Genomic DNA, 21970 nt, shown 5'->3' on the forward strand with positions numbered 1-21970 from the left:
CGGGCCTTCGCGGGCCCGCCGGGGGCTGGGCGATGCGGCGGAGGGGGTGCCCGGGTGACTTTCGGTAGGGGTGGCGCGTCAGCTGCCCGCGGTGAAGGCTCCGGTCTCGGGATGGGTGCCAGGGGTGGGCATGCTGCTCGGTGGCTCGACGGCGCCCGGGCCTTCGCGGGCCCGCCCGGGGCTGGGCGATGCGGGGAAGGGGGTGTCCGGGTGACTTTCGGTCGGGGTGGCGGGTCAGCTGCCTGTGGTGGGTCTCCCGGTAGGGGTGACGCGCGGGCTCTCCGTGGTGAGGGCTCCGGTCTCGGGCTGGGTGCCGAGGGTGCGGGGGCGGTCTCATGACCCTTCGTGTCGGCAACGCCTCCGGCTTCTACGGCGACCGTTTCGATGCCATGCGCGAGATGCTCACCGGCGGTGAACTCGACGTCCTCACCGGCGACTACCTCGCCGAGCTGACCATGCTGATCCTGGGCCGGGACCGGCTGAAGGACCCGGGGGCCGGGTACGCCCGTACGTTCCTGCGACAGCTGGAGGAGTGCCTGGGGCTGGCGCGGGAGCGGGGCGTCACCATCGTCGCCAACGCGGGTGGCCTGAATCCCGCCGGACTCGCCGCCCGCGTCCGGGAGTTGGCGGACCGTCTCGGTCTCCCGGTCCGTGTCACCCATGTCGAGGGCGACGACCTCACCCCCCTGCACCCGGGCAGCCTCGCCGCCCACGCCTACCTCGGCGGCTTCGGTGTCGCGGCCTGTCTCCGGGAGGGCGCGGACGTGGTCGTGACCGGCCGGGTGACCGACGCGGCCCTGGTCACCGGGCCCGCCGCCGCCCACTTCGGCTGGGACCCCGGGGACTACGACCGCCTCGCCGGAGCGGTGGTCGCCGGGCACGTCCTGGAGTGCGGGACGCAGGCGACCGGCGGGAACTACGCGTTCTTCGCCGAGGGGCAGCACGACCTGCGAAGGCCCGGCTTCCCCCTCGCCGAACTCCATGAGGACGGCACCGCCGTCATCACCAAGCACCCCGGCACCGGCGGCTTCGTGGACGTCGGCACGGTCACGGCCCAGCTGCTGTACGAGACCCAGGGCGCCCGGTACGCCGGCCCCGACGTCACCGCCCGCCTCGACACGGTCCGGCTCACCCAGGACGGCCCCGACCGCGTCCGGATCTCCGGCGTACGCGGCGAGGCCCCGCCCCCCACCCTCAAGGTCGGCCTCAACCGCCTCGGCGGCTTCCGCAACGAGGTCGCCTTCGTCCTGACCGGCCTCGACATCGAGGCCAAGGCCGCGCTGGTGCGGGAGCAGCTGGAGACTCACCTGGCCAAGGTCACCGACGTGCGCTGGGACCTGGTCCGCACGGACCGCCCGGACGCCGGGACGGAGGAGACCGCCAGCGCCCTGCTGAGGCTGGTCGTCCGGGACGCCGACCCGGAGGTCGTCGGACGGGCGCTCAGCGGGGCCGCCGTGGAGCTGGCCCTGGCGAGCTACCCCGGGTTCCATGTGCTGGCCCCACCGGGGAAGGGCTCGCCCTATGGGGTCTTCGAGGATGTGTACGTCCCCCATGAGGCCGTGGACCACAGGGCCGTCCTCCACGACGGGCGACGGATCCCGGTGGCGCCGGCCCAGGAGACCGCCGTACTGGAGAACCCGCCGGAACCGCCCCTGCCGGAGCCGCTGCCGCCCGGCCCGACCCGGCGGGCGCCCCTCGGTCTCGTCGCCGGTGCCCGCAGCGGGGACAAGGGCGGGAACGCCAACGTGGGGGTGTGGGCACGTACGGACGAGGGCTGGCGGTGGCTCGCCCACACGCTCACCGTCGAGCGCCTGCGTGAACTCCTTCCGGAGACCGCCGAGTTGCCGGTCGTCCGGCATGCCCTTCCCCGGCTGCGCGCCCTGAACTTCGTCGTCGAGGGAATCCTCGGCGAGGGCGTCGCCGCCCAGCACCGCTTCGACCCGCAGGCCAAGGCCCTCGGCGAATGGCTGCGCTCCCGCCACCTGGAGATACCGGAGGCCCTGCTGTGACGATCATCGACTCCGGTCTCGACCCGGCCGGTTCCGACCACCGTGCCCATCGCGACGCCATGCTCGCCAAGCTCGCCGAGCTGGACACCGAGCACGCCAAGGCGCTCGCGGGCGGCGGTGAGAAGTACGTCCGACGGCACCGCGAGCGCGGCAAGCTGCCGGCCCGGGAGCGGATCGAACTGCTTCTGGACCCCGACACGCCCTTCCTCGAACTGTCCCCGCTGGCCGGCTGGGGCAGCGAGTACACGGTCGGCGCCTCCCTCGTCACCGGGATCGGGACGGTGGCGGGCGTGGAGTGCCTGATCACCGCCAACGACCCGACCGTGCGCGGCGGGGCGAGCAATCCGTGGTCGCTGAGGAAGGCCCTGCGGGCCAACGACATCGCCCTCGCCAACCGGCTGCCCTGCATCAGCCTGGTGGAGTCCGGCGGCGCCGACCTGCCCTCGCAGAAGGAGATCTTCATCCCCGGCGGGGCGATCTTCCGGGACCTGACGAGGCTGTCGGCGGCCGGGATACCGACCCTCGCCGTCGTCTTCGGCAACTCGACGGCCGGCGGTGCCTACGTCCCCGGCATGTCCGACCACGTGATCATGGTCAAGGAGCGGGCCAAGGTGTTCCTCGGCGGCCCGCCCCTCGTCAAGATGGCGACCGGCGAGGAGAGCGACGACGAGTCCCTCGGCGGCGCCGAGATGCACGCGCGCGTGTCGGGTCTCGCGGACTACCTCGCCGTGGACGAGCGGGACGCGCTCCGCCAGGCCCGCCGGGTCGTGGCCCGCCTCAACCACCGCAAGGCGTACGGCGATCCGGGCCCCGCGGAGCCGCCCAAGTACCCGGCCGAGGAACTGCTCGGGATCGTCCCCGGCGACCTGCGCACCCCCTTCGACCCGCGCGAGGTGATCGCCCGGATCGTCGACGCCTCCGACTTCGACGAGTTCAAGCCGCTGTACGGGACGAGCCTGGTGACCGGGTGGGCGGCGCTCCACGGCTATCCGGTCGGCGTGCTGGCGAACGCCCAGGGGGTCCTGTTCTCCGAGGAGTCCCAGAAGGCGGCCCAGTTCATCCAGCTGGCCAACCAGCGCGACATCCCGCTGCTCTTCCTGCACAACACCACCGGCTACATGGTCGGCCGGGAGTACGAGCAGGGCGGCATCATCAAGCACGGCGCGATGATGATCAACGCGGTCAGCAACTCGAAGGTCCCGCACCTGTCCGTCCTGATGGGCGCCTCCTACGGGGCCGGCCACTACGGCATGTGCGGCCGCGCCTACGACCCCCGCTTCCTCTTCGCCTGGCCCAGCGCCAAGTCGGCCGTCATGGGCCCCCAGCAGCTCGCCGGCGTGCTCTCCATCGTCGCCCGCCAGTCGTCCGCGGCGAAGGGACTGCCGTACGACGAAGAGGGCGACGCGGCCCTGCGCGCCATGGTGGAGCAGCAGATCGAGTCCGAGTCGCTGCCCATGTTCCTGTCCGGGCGGCTCTACGACGACGGCGTCATCGACCCCCGCGACACCCGGACGGTCCTCGGCATGTGCCTGTCCGCGATCCACACCGCCCCCTACGAGGGCGCCCGCGGCGGCTTCGGCGTCTTCCGGATGTGAGGAACCCTTCAGTGATCACTTCTGTGCTCGTCGCCAACCGGGGCGAGATCGCCTGCCGGATCTTCCGCACCTGTGCTGAAGCGGGAATCCGGACCGTCGCGGTGCACTCGGACCCGGACGCGGACGCCCTCCACACGCGCGTGGCGGACGCGGCCGTACGACTCCCGGGCGCGGCCCCCGCCGACACCTATCTGCGCGCCGACCTGGTCGTGAAGGCGGCGATCGCCTCCGGCGCCGACGCCGTGCACCCCGGCTACGGCTTCCTCTCCGAGAACGCCGGCTTCGCGCGGGCCGTCCTGGACGCGGGCCTGGTCTGGATAGGGCCGCCGCCGTCCGCGATCGAGGCGATGGCGTCCAAGACGCGCGCCAAGGAACTGATGGGTCTCGCTCCCCTGGCGGAGGTGACACCGGCCGACCTGCCGGTGCTGGTGAAGGCGGCCGCGGGCGGCGGAGGCCGCGGCATGCGGATCGTCCGCCGCATGGAGGACCTGACGGCCGCCCTGGAGAGCGCTCGCGCCGAGGCCACCAGCGCCTTCGGCGACGGCGAGGTCTTCGTCGAGCCGTACGTCGAGGACGGCCGCCACGTCGAGGTCCAGATCCTCGCCGACACCCACGGCACGGTCTGGGCCCTGGGCACCCGCGACTGCTCCCTCCAGCGCCGCCACCAGAAGGTGATCGAGGAGGCCCCGGCCCCCGGACTGTCCGACGACCTCAGGGCACGACTGCACGAGCTGGCGGTACGCGCGGCGCGCGCGGTGGACTACGTGGGCGCGGGCACGGTCGAGTTCCTGGTCTCCGGCACCAAGGCGCACTTCCTGGAGATGAACACCCGCCTCCAGGTCGAACACCCGGTGACGGAGGCGGTGTTCGGCATCGACCTGGTGGCGGAGCAGATCCGCATCGCCGAAGGCGCCCCGCTGCCCGACGAGCCCCCACCCGCGCGGGGTCACGCCGTCGAGGCCCGTCTGTACGCCGAGGACCCGTCCCGGGACTGGGCCCCGCAGACCGGCACCCTGTACCGCCTGTCCGTCCCCGCCTCCGTCCGCCTGGACACGGGCTACGAGAGCGGCGACGACATGGGCGTCCACTACGACCCGATGCTCGCCAAGGTCGTCGCGTACGCCCCCACGCGCGCGGAAGCGGTCCGCAAACTCGCGGGCGCCCTGGAGAAGGCGACGATCCACGGCCCGACCACCAACCGGGACCTGCTGCTGAACTCCCTGCGCCACAAGGAGTTCACCACGGCCCGCATGGACACCGGCTTCTACGACCGTCACCTGCCCGACCTCACCGGTCCGGCCCCGGACCCGCTCGCCCCCCTCGCGGCGGCCCTCGCGGACGCGACCGGCCGCTCCCGCTTCGGCGGCTTCCGCAACCTCCCCTCCGCCCCGCAGACCAAGCGCTACGAGGTGGCGGGCGAGGAGCACGAGGTCCACTACCGCCACACCAGGGACGGCCTGGAGGCGGACGGGGTCCGGGTGCTCCACGCGGACGCGGGCAGGGTCGTACTCGAAGTGGACGGCGTACAGCGCAAGTTCGAGGTGTCGAGGTACGGCGACCAGGTCCACGTCGGTGGTGTGGCCCTGAAGTCCCTGCCCCGCTTCCCGGACCCGACCGCCCAGCACGCCCCGGGCTCACTGCTGGCCCATATGCCGGGAACGGTCGTACGGATCGCGGACGGCCTGGGCGAGGGTTCAGCCGTGGAGGCGGGCCAACCTCTCCTGTGGCTGGAGGCGATGAAGATGGAACACAAGATCACGGCGCCGGTGACAGGCACGCTGGCCGCACTGAATGCAGTACCCGGCCAACAGGTAACGGTCGGCTCTCTGCTGGCAGTAGTCGAACCCACCTAGGGGCGCGGGACCGTATCAATGTGCGGCTGCCGCCGCGCGGGCGCGACCAGCCCATACGAAGGAGCCACATGCCCACGATCGAAACCGACGAGCACAAAGCCCTCCGAACAGCCGTGTCCGCCCTCGGCAAACGCCACGGCCGCGACTACGACAGAGAAGCCCTGTGGTCCGAGGCGGCCAAACTCGGCTACCTCGGCGTCAACCTGCCGGAGGCGTACGGCGGCGGAGGCGGCGGCATCGCCGAACTCTCCATCGTCCTGGAAGAGCTGGGCGCGGCCGGCGCCCCCCTCCTGATGATGATCGTGTCCCCGGCGATCTGCGGCACGGTGATCGCCCGCTTCGGCACCGAGGCCCAGAAACAGGAGTGGCTCCCCGCACTCGCCGACGGCACCCGCACGATGGCTTTCGGCATCACGGAACCCGACGCCGGTTCCAACAGCCACCGCATCAGCACCACGGCCCGCCGCGACCCGGACACCGGGGACTGGCTGCTCACCGGCCGCAAGGTCTTCGTCTCCGGCGTTGACATAGCCGACGCCACCCTCATCGTCGGCCGCACGGAGGACTCCCGCACCGGCCGCCTCAAGCCCTGCCTCTTCATCGTCCCCCGCGACGCCCCCGGCTTCGGCAGGCGCCACATCGAGATGGAACTGACCGCCCAGGAGAAGCAGTTCGAGCTCACCCTCGACGACGTGCGCCTGCCCGCCGAAGCCCTCGTCGGGGACGAGGACGCGGGCCTGCTGCAGCTCTTCGCCGGCCTCAACCCCGAACGCATCATGACGGCCGCCTTCGCGATCGGCATGGGCCGCTACGCCCTCGCCCAGGCGATCACCTACGCCAAGGACCGCACGGTGTGGAACACCCCCATCGGCGCCCACCAGGCCATCGCCCACCCCCTGGCCCAGGCGCACATCGACCTCGAACTGGCCCGCCTGATGATGCAGAAGGCGGCCCACCTCTACGACGAGGGCGAGGACGTGGCCGCGGGAGAGGCCGCCAACATGGCCAAGTACGCCGCCGGGGAGGCCTGTGTGAAGGCCGTGGACCAGGCGGTCCACACCCTCGGCGGCAACGGCCTCACCCGGGAGTTCGGGATCGCCTCGCTGATAACGGCCGCGCGCGTGGCTCGTATCGCACCGGTCAGCAGGGAGATGATTCTCAACTACGTCTCCCACCAGACCCTGGGCCTGCCCAAGTCGTACTAGGCCGCCCTGGAATCAGGCCGTCTTGGAGGAACCGTGTTCCGCAGCGAGTACGCAGACGTCCGGCCCATAGAACTTCCCATCCACGAAGCGGTGTTGGGCCGCGCCGCCGAGTTCGGTGACGCGCCCGCCCTGATCGACGGCACCGACGGCACCACCCTCACCTACGGGCAGCTCGACCGGTTCCACCGCCGGGTCGCCGCGGCACTCGCGGAGGCGGGCGTCGCCCAGGGGGACGTGCTGGCGCTGCACAGCCCCAACACCATCGCCTTCCCGACCGCGTTCTACGCCGCCACGCGCGCGGGTGCCTCCGTCACGACCGTGCACCCGCTGGCCACGGCCGAGGAGTTCGCCAAGCAGCTCTCCGACTCGGGCGCCCGCTGGGTCGTCACCGTCTCCCCGCTCCTGCAGACCGCCCGCCGGGCCGCCGAACTCGCGGGCGGGATACGGGAGATCTTCGTCTGCGACAGCGCTCCCGGTCACCGCTCCCTGATCGACATGCTGGCCTCGACGGCCCCCGAGCCGGACATCGCCATCGACCCGGTGACGGACGTGGCGGCCCTGCCGTACTCCTCGGGCACCACCGGCACCCCCAAGGGCGTGATGCTCACGCACCGGCAGATCGCCACCAACCTCGCCCAGCTCGAACCGCTGATGTCGGCGGGCCCCGAGGACCGCATCCTCGCGGTCCTGCCCTTCTTCCACATCTACGGCCTCACCGCCCTGATGAACGCGCCCCTGCGCCAGGGCGCCTCCGTCGTCGTCCTGCCCCGCTTCGACCTGGAGACCTTCCTCGCCGCGATCCAGAACCACCGCATCACCGGCCTGTACGTGGCCCCGCCGATCGTCCTCGCCCTCGCCAAGCACCCGCTGGTCGAGCGCTACGACCTGTCGTCGCTGCGCTACATCGTCAGCGCCGCCGCCCCGCTGGACGCCCAACTCGCCGCCGCCTGCTCGGCCCGGCTCGGCCTTCCGCCCGTCGGCCAGGCGTACGGCATGACGGAACTGTCGCCCGGCACCCATGTCGTCCCCCTGTCCGCCATGCGCGAGGCGCCGCCCGGAACCGTCGGCAGGCTCATCGCCGGCACCGAGATGCGGATCGTCTCCCTCGACGACCCCGGCAAGGACCTCGACACCGGTGAGCCCGGCGAGATCCTCATCCGCGGCCCGCAGATCATGAAGGGCTACCTCGGCCGCCCCGACGACACCGCCGCGATGATCGACCCCGACGGCTGGCTGCACACCGGGGACGTCGGCCATGTCGACGCCGACGGCTGGCTGTTCGTCGTCGACCGGGTCAAGGAGCTCATCAAGTACAAGGGCTTCCAGGTGGCCCCCGCCGAACTGGAGGCCCTGCTGCTCACCCACCCCGGCATCGCCGACGCGGCCGTCATCGGCTCCTACAACGACCAGGGCAACGAGGTCCCGCACGCCTTCGTCGTCCGCCAGCCCGCCGCGCCCGACCTCTCCGAGAGCGAGGTCATGATGTACGTCGCCGAGCGCGTCGCCCCCTACAAGCGCGTCCGCCAGGTCACCTTCATCGACGCGGTGCCCCGGGCCGCCTCCGGCAAGATCCTCCGACGGCAGCTCAGGGAGCCCACATGACACTGATCGCCCGTACCCGCACGCGGGGCGTCGAGACCCTCGCCCTCGACTCCCCGCGCCGCCGCAACGCCCTGTCGGCCGCCCTGGTGGGGGAGCTGGCCGCCGCGCTGACGGACTGCGCCAAGGATCCGGACGTCCGCGCGATCGTCCTCACCCACACCGGCACCACCTTCTCCGCGGGCGCCGACCTGAAGGACCCCCCGGCCCCGGACGCCCTGACCGGGCTGCTGCGGCAGATCGTGGCGACGGACAAGCCGGTCGTCGGCCGCGTCACCGGGCACGTCCGCGCGGGCGGCCTCGGCCTCCTCGCCGCCTGCGACATCGCCGCCGCGTCCACGGAGTCGACGTTCGCCTTCACCGAGGTACGGATCGGGGTCGCCCCCGCGGTCATCTCGCTGACCCTGCTGCCCCGCACCGACCCCCGCGCCCTTGCCCGCCACTACCTCACCGGCGAGCGCTTCGACGCGGCCGAGGCGGCCCGCATCGGCCTGGTGACGGCGGCGGGCGACGACGTGGACGCCGTACTCGAACCGATCCTGGACGGTCTGCGCCGGGCCGCCCCCGAGGCCCTGGCCGAGACGAAACGGCTGCTCACCGCTAGGGTGCTGGAGACCTTCGACCGGGACGCGGCCGACCTGACCGCGCTCTCGGCCCGGCTGTTCGCCGCACCGCACGCGCGCGAGGGCATGACAGCCTTCCTGGAACGACGGGATCCCTCATGGGTGGTGTGACCACGATCGGCGACCGGGCCGACCGCGTACCCAAGCAGGACCGCAGCCGGGCCACCCGGCAGCGCCTGCTCGAAGCGGCCGTGGCCTGCCTTGCCGAACACGGCTGGGCCGGCTCCACGGTCACCGTCGTCGCCGAACGCGCCGGCGTCTCCCGAGGCGCCGCCCAGCACCACTTCCCGACCCGCGAGGCCCTCTTCACGGCGGCCGTCGAGTACGTGGCGGAGGAACGCTCCACGGCCCTGCGCGCCCTGTTCCCGCAGGGCGCCGCGGACGACCGGCGCGCGGTGATCTCCGCCCTGGTGGACCTCTACACCGGCCCCCTCTTCCGCGCCGCCCTCCACCTGTGGGTCGCCGCCTCCAACGAGGAGCAGCTGCGCCCCCAGGTCACCGAGCTGGAGGCCCGCGTCGGCCGCGAGACCCATCGCATCGCCGTGGAGCTGCTGGGTGCGGACGAGTCCCGCCCCGGCGTCCGCGAGACGGTCCAGGGCCTCCTGGACATGGCGAGGGGCCTGGGCCTGGCGAACCTGCTGACGGACGACAAGGGCCGCCGGGACAGAGTGGTGACTCAGTGGGCAGCACTACTGAACGAGGCCCTGTTGTAGGTCTTTTCGGGGGCGCGGGGAACTGCGCGACAAGCCACGGATCACCCGCAGTCACCCACGCTCCTCAAGCACCCCCGTCAGTGGGCGATGCTCCCGTACCCCTCGATGTCCTGAGGACTCCGGGTCGAGGGCCCCACATACCGCGCGGACGGCCGCACCAGCCGCCCCGTCCGCTTCTGCTCAAGAATGTGCGCCGACCACCCGGCAGTCCGCGCGCACGTGAACATCGACGTGAACATGTGCGCCGGCACCTCCGCGAAGTCGAGGACGATCGCCGCCCAGAACTCCACGTTGGTCGCGAGCACCCGGTCCGGCCGCCGCGCGTGCAGTTCCGCCAGCGCCGCCTTCTCCAGCGCCTCCGCGATCTCGAACCGCGGCGCCCCCAGCTCCCGGGCGGTCCGCCGCAGCACGCGCGCGCGGGGGTCCTCGGCCCGGTACACCCGGTGCCCGAACCCCATCAGCCGCTCACCGCGGTCCAGCGCCTGCTTGACGTACGCCTCGGCGTCCCCGGTCCGCTCGATCTCCTCGATCATCCCGAGCACACGGGAGGGCGCCCCGCCGTGCAGCGGCCCGGACATGGCACCCACGGCCCCGGACAGCGCGGCGGCGACATCCGCCCCCGTGGAGGCGATCACGCGCGCGGTGAACGTCGACGCGTTCATCCCGTGCTCCGCGGCCGAGGTCCAGTAGGCGTCCACGGCCGCCACGTGCTTCGGGTCCGGCTCCCCGCGCCAGCGGATCATGAACCGCTCGACCACGGACTGCGCCTTGTCGATCTCCCGCTGCGGCACCATCGGCAGCCCCTGCCCGCGCGCCGACTGGGCGACGTAGGAGAGGGCCATCACGGCGGCCCGCGCGAGGTCGGCACGCGCCTGCCCGGCATCGATGTCGAGCAGCGGTTTCAGCCCCCACACCGGGGCGAGCATGGCGAGCGCCGACTGGACGTCCACGCGGATGTCCCCGGAGTGCACCGGGATCGGGAACGGCTCGGCGGGCGGCAGACCGGGATTGAAGGCGCCGTCGACCAGCAGCCCCCACACGTTGCCGAACGAGACATGGCCGACCAGATCCTCGATGTCGACGCCCCGGTACCGCAGCGCGCCGCCCTCCTTGTCCGGTTCGGCGATCTCCGTCTCGAACGCGACGACTCCTTCGAGGCCAGGTACGAAACCGGGGTCAAAGCCGGGGTCGAGGTCGGACATCAGGCGGCTCCTCATGATGTGTACGACGGTTGACGCCACGATATCCCCGGGTGCCACCTTTGGGGAGGGCAAGCGGCACTCAGTGCCACCACCCGTGAGGACGCGATCCGTACGGCAAGATGACGACGTGACCGACGCAGCACACGCCGTCTTCCCGGACCCCGCCTCCATGCGCCAGCAGTACCGCGCGGAGGGTCTCGCCGAGAGCGACCTGGCCGCCACGCCCGTCGAACAGTTCGCCCGCTGGTTCAAGCAGGCGGCCACCGAGGCGCATCTCTTCGAGCCGAACGCCATGGTGGTCTCCACCGCGGACGCGGAGGGCCGCCCCAGCGCCCGCACGGTCCTGCTCAAACAGTTCGACGAAGAGGGGTTCGTCTTCTACACGAACTACGGCTCCCGCAAGGGGAGGGACCTCGCGCGGAACCCGTACGTCTCCCTGCTCTTCCCCTGGCACCCCATGGCCCGCCAGGTCATCGTCACCGGCCGCGCCCGCCGCACCGGCCGCGACGAGACCGCCGCCTACTTCCGCACCCGGCCGCACGGCTCCCAGCTCGGCGCCTGGGCCAGCGCGCAGTCCGCGGTGATCGAGAGCCGTGAGCAGGTCGACGACGCGTACGCCGAACTGGCCGCGCGCTATCCGGAGGGCGAACAGGTCCCGGTCCCGCCGCACTGGGGCGGCTTCCGGGTCGTGCCGGAGCGGGTCGAGTTCTGGCAGGGCCGCGAGAACCGCCTGCACGACCGGCTGCGCTACACCGCGGAGCCGGACGGGAGCTGGCGGGTGGAGCGGCTGAGCCCCTGAGAAGGGGCCCCGGAACGCAGGCGACCCGCGAGCTCTGGGTCCCTCCGCCCTGGGGCGGGGGAGCCGGCCGGACGTTACCGGCGAGCTCGCGGGTCGGGTGACTGCGTTGGATTGGCCGGCTGCGTGCATCTCGTACACGCTGGTCCGGCACCGCACTCGGTGGGTGACGGGCCGCTAGCCCGCAGCCACCTCTTCCGTCCGGTATGAATACATCTGCCGAACCACCTCCTCTCCGAAGTACCTGCACCCTAAAAAGACTCCCCCCTCCGGTTCAACCCCTTTTTTCGAGGGACGGGCACCGACGGTCCCCCAGGGCGATGGACGCGCCCGGAACGATCACCTAGCGTGCGGCCCATGACTGATCTGCGGATCGAACCCGTCGTAGGGGACGAGATGGCCGAGGAGTGGCGGCACGTGCACAACGTGATCGTTCCGCCCGCCGCCATGGGGCTCGATGACGTACGGGAGCGCAGTCGGCGGAACCGGCTGGAGAACGCCTATCTCGGGGACGTCCTGGTGGGCTGCTCGACCGTGCGGCCGCCGCAGGGGGAGGACGCCGTGGCGACCGTCATCGCGCGCGTGCTGCCCGATTACCGCCGACGGGGTTTCGGAACGGCTCTCTACGAGAAGGGTCTTGATCACGCGCGCGAGCTCGGCGCCAAGGTGATCGAGACATGCGTGCTGGCCGTCAACGGGGACGGGACGCGGTTCGCGCGGGCACGCGGGTTCGTCGAGGTCGACCGGTATGTGCTGGACGGCGAGAGCGACGAGTGGATCGACCTGCGGCTGGAGCAGGACCGGGAAGCCGTTTAAGGGGATTCGGGGCGTTTCCGGCGTACAACGATTCCCTCAATCTTGCGGGAACCCGGTGTGTGCTGCGTCACGTTCGAGTTCAATGATTGTTAGTGAGCGAAGCAGCCGGCAGGGGGTCCAGGTGAGTGCTTCCCGGCGTAGTGGGACCACCGACGAGCTGGGGCCGGACGAGCCCGGGCCGGACGGCCCGGAGGGCTCGGGCGGCTCGGACCTGCTCGCCGCCCTGCTGGACGGCATGGACGCGGCACTGTGTGCCTTCGACGCGGACGGTGTCGTCACCCACTGGAATCGTGAGGCCGAGCGCATCCTCGGCTGGACCGCGGCCGAGGCCGTGGGGCGGCACGGGTTCGCCGGGTGGGCGGTGCGGCGGGCCGACGCCGAGGAGGTCGAGGGGCGGCTGATGTCCGCCATGCAGGCGCCCGGGCGGCAGGTGCACGAGTTCGCGCTGCTGACCAAGGACGGCGGCCGGGTCCTCGTCCGCACCCAGTCCGCGGCCGTGCGCGGGCCCGACGGGAAGCCCGCCGGGGTGTACTGCGCCTTCAGCGAGGTGCACACACAGATCGACCTGGAGCGGTCGATCGCGCTCAGCGAGGCGCTGTTCGAGGACGCCTCGTGGGGAGTCGTGCTGGTCGACGCCGATCTGCGGCCCGCCGTGGTCAACGCGCACGCGGCCCGCTCGCTGGGCGTCGGGCGTACGTCCGTGCTGGGGCGGCCCCTCGGGGAGCTGCTCGTGCAGGGCGTGGAGGAGCTGGAGAGCGCGCTGACCCATGTGCTGGCCGAGGGCGCGCCACCGGCGCCGGCCGAGATCTGGGTCGGCTTGCGGACCCCGGACGGCGAGAAGCGGCGCTGCTGGCGCTGCGGGTTCGTGCGGCTGGCCTCGCCGCTCGCGGAGGAACCGGTGCCGCTGGGTGTCGGCTGGCTGTTCCAGGACGTCACCGAGGCCAAGCAGAGCGAGCAGGAGGCCTCGCTGCTGCGGTTCCGGACCAACCAGCTGCACCGGGCGGCCCGGGCCGCGGCGGAGTGCGAGGACCCGGCCGAGGCCGCCGTCGTCCACCTGGACTTCGCCCTCGCCGGATTCGCCGACCACGCGCTGATCGACCGGGTGGCCGGGGGCGCGGTGGCCGACGGGGAGGAGACCGGTCCGGTCCGGCTCGTACGGGTCGCCGCTACCCCCTCCGGGGCACCGGGGCCGAGCCTGCAGGCGTCGGGCGCGGCCGGGCTGCCCGTGCGGTACGGGGAGGGGCATCCGGCCCTGCAGTGCGTGGACCGGGCGGGATCGGTGAGGGCCGGCGTGGGGTCGGTGTCGGGAGACCGGGCCCGCGAGTGGGCCGAGGCCCGCCAGTGGCCCCCGGACGTGGTGCACGCCTTGTGCGCGGTGCTGCGCAGCCGGGGCCGCACCCTCGGGGTCGTGACGTTCCTGCGGGGCTCCGGGAGGGGCCAGTTCGAGCGGGGCGACGCGGTGTACGCGGAGGACGTGGCGGTACGGATCGCCGCGGCGCTGGACCTGGGCGGCGTGGTGGGGCGGGTGTAGGGCCTCGCTCAGCCCCGCGGACCGCGGCCGCCCGGCCTGCCCCCGAGCGCCGTCACTGCCGGTAGAAGATCCGGTCCCCGTACTCCTCGAAGACGCGCTCGTTCCACTCCAGCCCGCCGTCCACGTTCCCCGACCGCAGCAGCGGCGGGTCGATCCCCCGCTCCGCCAGCGCGCCCGCCGCCGTCGCCATCACGGACTGGAGCAGCGCCGAGGTCACGACCGTGGAGGCCGGGGCGAAGGGGGCCGGGACGGTGTCCAGGGTGAGCTCCGCGTCGCCCGGGGCGATCTTGGAGTCGAGGACCACGTCGCAGTGGTCCCTCAGGAAGGTGCCCGAGCTGTGGCGGGGCTTCGTCGAGGTCGTGTAGGCGACCGAGGTGACCCCGATGACCCGCACGCCGAGGGCGCGCGCACCCAGGGCCATCTCCACGGGGAGCGCGTTGCGGCCGGACAGGGAGATGATCACCAGGGCGTCTCCCGCGCGCAGTGGTGAGCAGTGCAGGACCGCGCCCGCGAGACCGTCGACCCGCTCCAGGGCGGAGCCCAGGGTCGCCGGCATGACGTCGACACCCACGACCCCCGGCACGGTCAGCAGGTTCATCAGGGCGAGGCCGCCGGCCCGGTAGACGAGGTCCTGCGCGGCGAGCGAGGAGTGTCCGGCGCCGAAGGCGAAGAGCCGGCCGCCGGAGCCGACGGTGTCGGCGAGGAGCTCACCGGCCGCCGCGATCGACTCGGCCTCCTCGTCGCGGACCCGTTGCAGCAGCCCGATCGCGGCGTCGAGGAACTGTCCGGACAGCTTGCCGTCAGCGCTCGCGGAGCCCGTCTCGCCCATGCGTCGTCCAACCCTTCGTCGCCGTGTCGCGGATCACCGTGCGGTCTGGACCAGTGGGATGTCAATACGGCCGCGCGCCTGCTCGTAACCGCCTGGTTTCAACGGCGCGGCACGCTTGTCAGTGGCATCCGGCAGAATTGAGGCCAGGGCCAGCGCACGAGCCGGGAAGCTGTCGTGCTTCCGGCGGATCTCATCAAGGGGCACGTATGTCCGGACTGATCGACACCACGGAGATGTATCTCCGCACCATCCTTGAGCTGGAGGAGGAAGGTGTGGTCCCCATGCGTGCCCGGATCGCCGAGCGGCTCGACCAGAGCGGGCCGACCGTCAGCCAGACGGTGGCGCGGATGGAGCGCGACGGACTGGTGTCCGTCGCCAGTGACCGGCACCTGGAGCTGACGGACGAGGGCCGGCGCCTGGCCACCCGTGTGATGCGCAAGCACCGGCTCGCCGAGTGCCTGCTCGTCGACGTGATCGGCCTGGAGTGGGAGCAGGTCCACGCGGAGGCGTGTCGCTGGGAGCACGTGATGAGCGAGGCGGTGGAGCGCCGGGTCCTGGAGCTGCTGCGCCACCCCACCGAGTCGCCGTACGGCAACCCGATCCCCGGTCTGGAGGAGCTGGGCGAGAAGGACGGCCCGCACCCCTTCCTGGACGAGGGCATGGTCTCGCTGGCCGAGCTGGACCCGGGTCTCGACGGCAAGACGGTCGTCGTACGCCGTATCGGCGAGCCGATCCAGACGGATGCGCAGCTGATGTACACGCTGCGTCGGGCGGGCGTGCAGCCCGGTTCGGTGGTGAGCGTGACCGAGTCGCCCGGCGGGGTGCTGGTGGGCAGCGGCGGCGAGGCCGCCGAGCTGGAGTCGGACATCGCCTCGCACGTGTTCGTCGCCAAGCGCTGAGGACGCCGGGAGGCCCAAGTGCCGGAGGCTGTGGGGCAGTTGTGGCTTTCCTGGGTCTCGTGCCCGGGCTCGGTCCGGGTCTCGTCGATCCAGGATTCACTGTGCGGAATCGCAGCGCTTCGACGCTTCCCGTGCGAGGCTGTCGCGTGAGGCATATGACCTGAGGGGGCGGGCGGATGTGCCGTAGACGTGGGGATGGCCCCGGCACCTTGCGATGCCGGGGCCGGTCCTCCCCTGTGCTGACCCGGAGCCCCGAGCTCCCAGGGTCATTCCCCTCGGACCGATTTCCCCGAGCGGTCCGCCTCCCGATGAAGATCTCCCCTCGGCTGCGGCGATCATTCCCTGAGCGTGGTCACTCGAACGAGGGGTGTTGCCGCCCGAAAGCCCATCTTCGAATGCGTATTCGATAGCCTGTGGGTGACGGGGCGCGGGGGGCGTGCGCTGCACAGATGTACGGCAGAGCAACGACGGACAGGACAGACACGGCGGTCAGGAACGGTTCACAGGGCGGCCCGAGCGGGAGCGGGCGGTCCGGGCGGAGCTAGGGGGGTGCCAATGGCGCGGCGCATCGACGTGACCGGAGCGGGCGGCGTACGTCTCGCGGCCTGGGAGTTCGGTGACCCTCCCAAGACCGACCCGACGGACCCGGCGAGGGAGACCTCGTCCGCCGCGGAGAAACGATCACCCGGGGTGCTGTTACTCCACGGCCTGATGGGCCGTGCCTCGCACTGGGCGTCCACCGCCCGCTGGCTCTCCGAGCGCTACCGGGCCGTCGCGCTGGACCAGCGCGGGCACGGCCGGAGCGACAAGCCCCCGCGGGCCGCCTTCACCCGTGACGCGTACGTCGAGGACGCCGAGGCCGCCCTCGAACAGCTCGGACTCGCCCCGACCGTCCTCATCGGCCATGCCATGGGCGCCCTGACCGCCTGGCAGCTCGCCGCCCGCCGCCCCGACCTGGTCCGCGGAGTGATCATCTGCGACATGCGGGCCTCCGCCCTCGGCGCCGCCTCGCAGCGGGAGTGGGGCGAGTGGTTCAAGGCCTGGCCCGTCCCCTTCGCCACGCTGGCCGACGTACGCAAGTGGTTCGGCGAGGACGACCCCTGGGTGGAGCGGCCCAACCCGGCGCGCGGCGAGTTCTACGCCGAGGTGATGGCCGAGTCCCCCGACGGCTGGCGCCCCGTCTTCGAGCCCGAGCAGATGCTGTCGTCCCGCGAGACCTGGGTCTACGACGCCCACTGGGAGGAACTCACCCAGGTCAGGTGCCCCGCCCTGGTCGTCCGCGGCCTCGACGGCGAACTGGGCCGCGCCGAGGCCCAGGAGATGGTCCGCGTCCTGCCCCGCGGCGAGTACGCCGAGGTCGCCGACGCCGGCCACCTCGTCCACTACGACCAGCCGGAGGCCTGGCGGGCCGCCATAGAGCCCTTCCTGGACGGCCTGGACAGCCAGGACGACGACAACAACTGAGCACCCGCCCGAGCCGGGGCGTCAGCCCTTGCTGACCGCCGTCAGGATCTCCGGCAGCCGGCCGGCCGTGCGCGGAGCCGCCAGTCGCAGGCCCGCCCAGGTGATCGCGGCCCCGTACACCGCGCCGACCGGCAGCAGCACCCAGCTCCACTCGTCGCCGTCCGCGCTGAGGTTGGCCCAGATCGTCAGGGCGATCACGGGGGCGCACAGCAGGGCCGCCGAGACCATCCCGCCCACGACGGCGGCCGCGGCGAGCCCGGACTGCCCCGGGGCCACGTTCTTGTAGCCCTCCTGCGGAATCGAGTAGGGGAAGCGCGCCGACGTCCACGCCCCGGTCGCCAGCATCGCCCCGAGCAGCGCGAAGGACACACCGAGCACCTCGGGCAGCTTCGGCCAGTCGCCGATCAGCGCGGTCGTGACGACGGTGACGACCGTGGCGTACGGCAAGGTGATCACCAGCAGTGCCAGCGCCCGCGCGCGCAGTTCGACGTAGGCGTCCCGCGGGGAGGAGATCGTCGTCGCGACCATCCAGAACGCCGAGGTGTCCTGCCCGAACTGGTTGTACATCTGCACGCCGAGCATGCCCGCGGCGAAGCACGCGAAGTAGATGGACCCGGTGCCCTGCAGCGCGTTGAACACCGGCACGATCAGCCCGATGGCCAGCGAGGTCACCCACGCGGCCTTGGTCTTGGGGTCGCGCCAGACATAGCGCAGGCTGCGTTCCATGACGGTGCCGGTGCGCCCGGCAGGCAGCAGCCGGGCGAGCCCCGTCGAGCCGCGCTCACGGGCGGCCCCCTGGGCGGAGGGGAGCGTGGAGCCGTCCGGGGAGGTCATGAGCCGGGTCAGATGACGGGACCAGAGGGCGAGCAGGCCCGCCAACGCGGCGGCGGAGAGCGCGAGCTGCAGGACAGCGACCCCGTACGACCCCTCGCTCGCCGAGTCGACCGCCCCGATCGCCGACGCGGGCGGCACCCACTTCAGCACGTCAGCGGGACCGTCCAGTTGCCCCAGGCCGCCCGAACCGAGCCGCTGCGCGCCGAAGTTCACGACCTGCGCGCCGACGGCGATGACGAGTCCGCTCAGCACCGCGAGATCGCGGCCCTTGCGGCTGGTCAGCAGCCGGATGTTGGCGACGGCGACGGCCCGCGCGAGCGCCACGCAGACCAGCAGCGCGAGCAGGACACCGAGCACCGAGAAGACGTACGCCGTCCCGCCGTGCGCGACCGAGACGACGGACCCGACCAGCAGGCACAGCGTGAACACCGGCCCGATGCCGATCAGTGAGGCCACCAGGAGCGCCCGCACCAGGGGCCGGGGCCGCAGCGGCAGCATCACCAGCCGGGTGGGGTCGAGGGTCTCGTCGCCGCCGGGGAAGAACAGCGGCATCACGGCCCAGCCGGCCGCCAGCACGGCCACCAGCGGGACGACCACGGAACCGGCGTGCTCGTCGCCCCGCAGGGCGATGAGACCGAGCAGCTGCAGGACGGAGAAGAGCAGTACGGCGACGGCCGAGGCGATGTAGGCGGCCCGCCGCCCGCCGGACTGCCGCAGGCCGTTCCTCAGCAGCGACAGCTTCAGCCGTACGACGACCGGGGTGAGGTCCGCGGTCACCGGGCTCCGCCGCCCAGCCAGTCGAGGTTCGTCCCGGTGTCCTGCCCCTGGGCGCCCACGAGTTCGAGGAAGGCGCGCTGCAGCGAGGGCGCGGCGCCGCGTACCTCGTCGAGCGGCCCGTGGGCGCGGATGCGGCCGGCGGCCATGACGGCCACCCAGTCGCACAGGGACTCCACCAGCTCCATCACGTGCGAGGAGAAGACGACGGTGGCGCCGGAAGCGGTGTACCGCTCAAGGACGCCCCGGATGATCTGCGCGGAGACCGGGTCCACGCCCTCGAACGGCTCGTCGAGAAAGAGCACTTCGGGATTGTGGAGCAGGGCGGCGGCCAGACCGATCTTCTTCCGCATCCCGGTCGAGTAGTCGACGACCAGCTTGTGCTGGGCCCCCGCCAGATCGAGCACGTCGAGCAGCTGAGCGGCCCGCCGGTCGACCTCGCCCCCGGGCAGCCCCCGCAACCGTCCCGTGTACCCGAGCAGTTCACGCCCCGAGAGACGCTCGAACAGCCGCAGCCCCTCGGGCAGGACGCCGATCCGGGACTTCACCTCGACGGGATCCCGCCACACGTCGTGCCCGGCCACCAGGACGGACCCCTGATCGGGCCGCAGCAGCCCGGTCACCATGGAGAGGGTGGTGGTCTTCCCGGCCCCGTTCGGACCGACCAGACCGATGAACTTCCCCGCGGGCAGCTCCAGATCGATGCCGGCGACGGCAACCTGCTGCCCGAACCGCTTCCAGAGCCCACGCACACTCACAGCCGACGTCATGAACGCCAACCCTAGGGGCGCGGAGAACCCGTCCTCTCACCGATCCCTGCCGCACGCGTAGGCGAGCGGCGAGATCAACTCCTCGGCGTCCGGCAGCCAGCGGTTCGCCGGTGTCGGACGGCAGGCCCACTGAACGGCACCGGACGACCCGTACCGCGTCGGGGGAGCCGCCACGTAGGCCCCCTCGCCCAGCGCGACCAGATCGAGCGACGAGGGCGTCCAGCCCAGCTTCCGCACCAGCTCCGGCACCTTCACCGACGCCCCCGGCAGCACGAAGAAGTGCATCCGGCGATCAGGTGTCAGCGTCACGGGGCCCAGCGTCAACTCCATGCGCTCCATGCGCGCGAGCGCGAGGAACCCGGCCGTCTCGGGGACGGAGATCGCGTCGAAGGTCCGCCCGGTGGGCAGCAGGATCGAGGCCGTCGGCTGCTTCTGCCACATCCGGCGCGCGACCGTCGCACTGCCCGTGGCCTGCGTCGCCCAGTCCTCCCGAGCGGGATGCGCCCCCGGCACGGCGCACGCGGTGTCACCGCAGGAGCACCGCTGCACCCCGTCGACGGCTTCCAGCCAGGTGCCGGGGAAGACGTCCCAGTGACGCTCCTCGGCGTATCGTACGGCTGTCTCCAGCAGCGATTCCCCGCGCTGCTTCGGAATCTGAGCGGCTTCGGTACCCGCGATCGTCTCTTCCACGCAGAGCACAACTCCCGCACCCACCTCGGGTTACGGCCGGGCCAGGACCTGCGCGCGCGGGGGCAGCGCATCGATTCCGCATCCGGGGCGCATGGATGCATGGGCGGGGGCGCAGAGGAGGAACCTCGGCGTGAGCTGGGTAACCACGTGTGGGGGTCGGTACGAGTCTTTACCCCGGCAATCCTCGCATGCCTCGCATTTTCGACACCTTGGCGGGGCATTGATCTTCACGGCCGGAACTTTTCGGTGGAAGACACGTCAACTCGGTGCGTGGGCAGGCACCGCAGCCACAGGGGGTACGCCATGGCCGCAAGGCCTCTCGTCGCGCGGCAGCCGAACGAACGGCTGCAGGCGCTCATCCAGGAGGCGGGGTGCTCGAACGCCGGGCTGGCCCGCCGGGTCAACATGTGCGGCGCCGAGCACGGCCTCGACCTGCGCTACGACAAGACGTCCGTGGCCCGTTGGCTGCGCGGACAGCAGCCGCGGGGCAGGGCGCCCGCGATCATCGCGGAGGCCCTCGGGCGCAAACTCGGCCGTACGGTCACGATCGACGAGATCGGCATGGCCAACGGCAAGAACCTCGCCTCCGGCGTCGGGCTGCAGTTCTCGCCGACGGTCCTGGGCGCCATCGAGCAGGTGTGTGAGCTGTGGCGCAGTGACGTGGGTCGCCGGGACTTCCTGTCCGGCTCCTCGGTCGCCGCGTCCGCGCTGGTCGAGCCGAGCCGCGACTGGCTGATCTCCTCGCCCGACTCGCAGGTGGCACGCCAGGCGGGCCCGCGCGTGGGGCAGTCCGACGTGGCGGCCGTGCGCGCGATGACCCAGGCGCTCGTGGACCTCGACCACCAGTACGGCAGCGGGCATGTGCGCCCGGTCGTCGTGCACTACCTCAACAGCGTGGTCTCCGGGCTGCTCGCGGGGTCCTACCGGGAGGCGACCGGGCGGGAACTGTTCGCCGCCGTCGCGCGGTTGACCGAACTCGCCGGGTACATGGCGATCGACACCGGTCAACCGGGCCTGGCCCAGCGGTACTACATCCAGGCGCTGCGGCTCGCACAGGCGGCGGGCGACCGCGGATACGGCGGCTATGTGCTCGCCGCGTCCATGAGCCACCTCGCCGCGCAGCTCGGGAACCCGCGCGAGATCGCCCAGTTGGCGCGGGCGGCGCAGGAAGGGGCGCGAGGGCGGGTGACACCGCGCGCGGAGGCGATGTTCCACGCGGCGGAGGCCCGCGGGCACGCGCTGATGGGCGATGTGCGGGCCACCCAGGCGGCGTCCGGGCGGGCCGTGCACGCCCTGGAGGCGGCGGACCCCTCCTCCGGCGACGACCCGGCGTGGATCGCGCACTTCGACGAGGCCTATCTGGCCGACGAGTTGGCCCACTGCCACCGCGACCTCGGCCAGGCCGACGCGGCGGCCCGGTGCGCGCAGGAGTCCCTGGACGGGCTCCCCGAGAACAAGGCGCGCCGACGGGCCATCGGGCTGGTCCTGCTCGCGTCCGCGCAGGTGCAGCAGCGCGAGGTCGAGCAGGCCTGCAACACGGGCCTGAAAGCGGTCGAGTTGCTGGAGACGCTGCGCTCCAACCGGGGCGCGGAGTACCTCGACGACTTCCAGCAGCGGCTGGAGCCGTTCCGGGACGAGCCCGTCGTCAGGGAGTTCGGAGCCCGGCTGGACCTTCAGGCGGCCGCGTAAAGGAGGACATATACAGCGGATACGAGCCCGGAATCGTCACGTGATCTCCCGGGATCTGTTACTGCGGTCACAGGGGCGC

Annotated in this window: 18 protein-coding genes; 13 read left to right on the forward strand and 5 right to left on the reverse strand. The window is 72.2% G+C overall.

The features are described from left to right. Nucleotides 1-335 precede the first annotated feature (335 nt). The 7 genes from AQI94_RS36785 (at nt 336) to AQI94_RS36815 (ending at nt 9597) form a co-directional block, all read left to right on the forward strand. Nucleotides 336-2009 carry an acyclic terpene utilization AtuA family protein gene (locus AQI94_RS36785; protein WP_031055332.1) on the forward strand — a complete coding sequence of 558 codons (1674 nt, stop codon included), beginning with the start codon at nt 336-338 and terminating at the stop codon, nt 2007-2009. Then, nucleotides 1964-3604, forward strand: coding sequence for an acyl-CoA carboxylase subunit beta (locus AQI94_RS36790; RefSeq protein ID WP_391272708.1), 1641 nt, complete (start codon nt 1964-1966; stop codon nt 3602-3604). The genes AQI94_RS36785 and AQI94_RS36790 overlap by 46 nt, the downstream gene beginning before the upstream one ends. 11 nt (nt 3605-3615) lie before the next feature. Next, nucleotides 3616-5457 carry an acetyl/propionyl/methylcrotonyl-CoA carboxylase subunit alpha gene (locus AQI94_RS36795; RefSeq protein ID WP_031055326.1) on the forward strand — a complete coding sequence of 614 codons (1842 nt, stop codon included), beginning with the start codon at nt 3616-3618 and terminating at the stop codon, nt 5455-5457. 68 nt (nt 5458-5525) lie between these two features. After that, the gene (locus AQI94_RS36800) at nt 5526-6662 is read left to right on the forward strand and encodes an acyl-CoA dehydrogenase family protein (RefSeq protein ID WP_031055324.1); all 1137 of its coding nucleotides are present in this window, start codon (nt 5526-5528) and stop codon (nt 6660-6662) included. A gap of 33 nt (nt 6663-6695) precedes the next feature. Beyond that, on the forward strand, nt 6696-8264 hold the full coding sequence (locus tag AQI94_RS36805; RefSeq protein ID WP_031055322.1) for a 4-coumarate--CoA ligase family protein: 1569 nt from the start codon (nt 6696-6698) through the stop codon (nt 8262-8264). Then, nucleotides 8261-8995, forward strand: coding sequence for an enoyl-CoA hydratase family protein (locus AQI94_RS36810; RefSeq protein WP_031055319.1), 735 nt, complete (start codon nt 8261-8263; stop codon nt 8993-8995). The genes AQI94_RS36805 and AQI94_RS36810 overlap by 4 nt, the downstream gene beginning before the upstream one ends. Continuing rightward, nucleotides 8983-9597, forward strand: coding sequence for a TetR/AcrR family transcriptional regulator (locus AQI94_RS36815; RefSeq protein ID WP_031055317.1), 615 nt, complete (start codon nt 8983-8985; stop codon nt 9595-9597). Before AQI94_RS36810 ends, AQI94_RS36815 begins: the two co-directional genes overlap by 13 nt. A gap of 77 nt (nt 9598-9674) precedes the next feature. Here the strand turns inward: AQI94_RS36815 and AQI94_RS36820 are convergent, their stop codons facing one another. Then, entirely contained in the window at nt 9675-10799 is a 1125-nt protein-coding gene (locus tag AQI94_RS36820; RefSeq protein WP_031055312.1) for a citrate synthase 2, read from the reverse strand. A 169-nt stretch (nt 10800-10968) separates the two neighbouring features. Between AQI94_RS36820 and pdxH the strand changes: the two genes are divergently transcribed. The 3 genes from pdxH (at nt 10969) to AQI94_RS36835 (ending at nt 13942) form a co-directional block, all read left to right on the forward strand. Then, nucleotides 10969-11598 (forward strand): pyridoxamine 5'-phosphate oxidase, encoded by a 630-nt coding sequence (pdxH, locus tag AQI94_RS36825; protein WP_051832673.1) that lies wholly within the window; start codon nt 10969-10971, stop codon nt 11596-11598. Between the two features lie 354 nt (nt 11599-11952). Beyond that, nucleotides 11953-12411 (forward strand): GNAT family N-acetyltransferase, encoded by a 459-nt coding sequence (locus AQI94_RS36830; protein WP_031055307.1) that lies wholly within the window; start codon nt 11953-11955, stop codon nt 12409-12411. Between the two features lie 121 nt (nt 12412-12532). After that, nucleotides 12533-13942, forward strand: a complete 1410-nt coding sequence (locus AQI94_RS36835; RefSeq protein WP_031055302.1) for a PAS domain-containing protein — start codon at nt 12533-12535, stop codon at nt 13940-13942. A 52-nt stretch (nt 13943-13994) separates the two neighbouring features. Here AQI94_RS36835 and AQI94_RS36840 read toward each other — a convergent pair whose 3' ends face one another. After that, nucleotides 13995-14771, reverse strand: a complete 777-nt coding sequence (locus tag AQI94_RS36840; protein ID WP_031055300.1) for an SIS domain-containing protein — start codon at nt 14769-14771, stop codon at nt 13995-13997. 206 nt (nt 14772-14977) lie between these two features. Here AQI94_RS36840 and AQI94_RS36845 point away from each other — a divergent pair, with 206 nt between their 5' ends. Together AQI94_RS36845 and AQI94_RS36850 are read left to right on the forward strand one after the other, a co-directional pair. Beyond that, nucleotides 14978-15670, forward strand: a complete 693-nt coding sequence (locus tag AQI94_RS36845; protein ID WP_031055297.1) for a metal-dependent transcriptional regulator — start codon at nt 14978-14980, stop codon at nt 15668-15670. A 555-nt stretch (nt 15671-16225) separates the two neighbouring features. After that, a complete protein-coding gene (locus AQI94_RS36850) occupies nt 16226-17134 on the forward strand; it encodes an alpha/beta fold hydrolase (protein ID WP_031055295.1) in 909 nt (302 codons plus the stop codon). A gap of 21 nt (nt 17135-17155) precedes the next feature. Here AQI94_RS36850 and AQI94_RS36855 read toward each other — a convergent pair whose 3' ends face one another. From AQI94_RS36855 to AQI94_RS36865, 3 genes are read right to left on the reverse strand one after another with little or no spacing between them, the layout of a single operon-like run. Continuing rightward, entirely contained in the window at nt 17156-18745 is a 1590-nt protein-coding gene (locus AQI94_RS36855) for a hypothetical protein (protein WP_031055292.1), read from the reverse strand. Then, on the reverse strand, nt 18742-19512 hold the full coding sequence (locus tag AQI94_RS36860) for an ABC transporter ATP-binding protein (RefSeq protein ID WP_031055290.1): 771 nt from the start codon (nt 19510-19512) through the stop codon (nt 18742-18744). The genes AQI94_RS36855 and AQI94_RS36860 overlap by 4 nt, the downstream gene beginning before the upstream one ends. Nucleotides 19513-19548: 36 nt before the next feature. After that, complete coding sequence (locus AQI94_RS36865; protein ID WP_107064313.1) at nt 19549-20211, reverse strand: bifunctional DNA primase/polymerase; 663 nt, start codon at nt 20209-20211, stop codon at nt 19549-19551. Nucleotides 20212-20505: 294 nt separating this feature from the next. Here AQI94_RS36865 and AQI94_RS36870 point away from each other — a divergent pair, with 294 nt between their 5' ends. Continuing rightward, nucleotides 20506-21891, forward strand: a complete 1386-nt coding sequence (locus AQI94_RS36870; protein WP_031055284.1) for a tetratricopeptide repeat protein — start codon at nt 20506-20508, stop codon at nt 21889-21891. Nucleotides 21892-21970: the final 79 nt, after the last annotated feature.

Origin of the sequence: Streptomyces pseudovenezuelae (assembly GCF_001513955.1) — a bacterium.
Lineage (GTDB): Bacteria > Actinomycetota > Actinomycetes > Streptomycetales > Streptomycetaceae > Streptomyces > Streptomyces pseudovenezuelae.

What these genes read in the sequence shown, in the direction of transcription:
- pdxH (WP_051832673.1), top strand. Translation starts at nt 10,969, where the DNA reads ATGCGCCAGCAGTACCGCGCGGAGGGTCTCGCCGAGAGCGACCTGGCC.
- AQI94_RS36820 (WP_031055312.1), bottom strand. Translation starts at nt 10,799, where the DNA reads ATGTCCGACCTCGACCCCGGCTTTGACCCCGGTTTCGTACCTGGCCTC.
- AQI94_RS36840 (WP_031055300.1), bottom strand. Translation starts at nt 14,771, where the DNA reads ATGGGCGAGACGGGCTCCGCGAGCGCTGACGGCAAGCTGTCCGGACAG.
- AQI94_RS36860 (WP_031055290.1), bottom strand. Translation starts at nt 19,512, where the DNA reads ATGACGTCGGCTGTGAGTGTGCGTGGGCTCTGGAAGCGGTTCGGGCAG.
- AQI94_RS36830 (WP_031055307.1), top strand. Translation starts at nt 11,953, where the DNA reads ATGACTGATCTGCGGATCGAACCCGTCGTAGGGGACGAGATGGCCGAG.
- AQI94_RS36785 (WP_031055332.1), top strand. Translation starts at nt 336, where the DNA reads ATGACCCTTCGTGTCGGCAACGCCTCCGGCTTCTACGGCGACCGTTTC.
- AQI94_RS36845 (WP_031055297.1), top strand. Translation starts at nt 14,978, where the DNA reads ATGTCCGGACTGATCGACACCACGGAGATGTATCTCCGCACCATCCTT.
- AQI94_RS36800 (WP_031055324.1), top strand. Translation starts at nt 5,526, where the DNA reads ATGCCCACGATCGAAACCGACGAGCACAAAGCCCTCCGAACAGCCGTG.
- AQI94_RS36815 (WP_031055317.1), top strand. Translation starts at nt 8,983, where the DNA reads ATGGGTGGTGTGACCACGATCGGCGACCGGGCCGACCGCGTACCCAAG.
- AQI94_RS36870 (WP_031055284.1), top strand. Translation starts at nt 20,506, where the DNA reads ATGGCCGCAAGGCCTCTCGTCGCGCGGCAGCCGAACGAACGGCTGCAG.
- AQI94_RS36810 (WP_031055319.1), top strand. Translation starts at nt 8,261, where the DNA reads ATGACACTGATCGCCCGTACCCGCACGCGGGGCGTCGAGACCCTCGCC.
- AQI94_RS36790 (WP_391272708.1), top strand. Translation starts at nt 1,964, where the DNA reads ATGGCTGCGCTCCCGCCACCTGGAGATACCGGAGGCCCTGCTGTGACG.
- AQI94_RS36850 (WP_031055295.1), top strand. Translation starts at nt 16,226, where the DNA reads ATGGCGCGGCGCATCGACGTGACCGGAGCGGGCGGCGTACGTCTCGCG.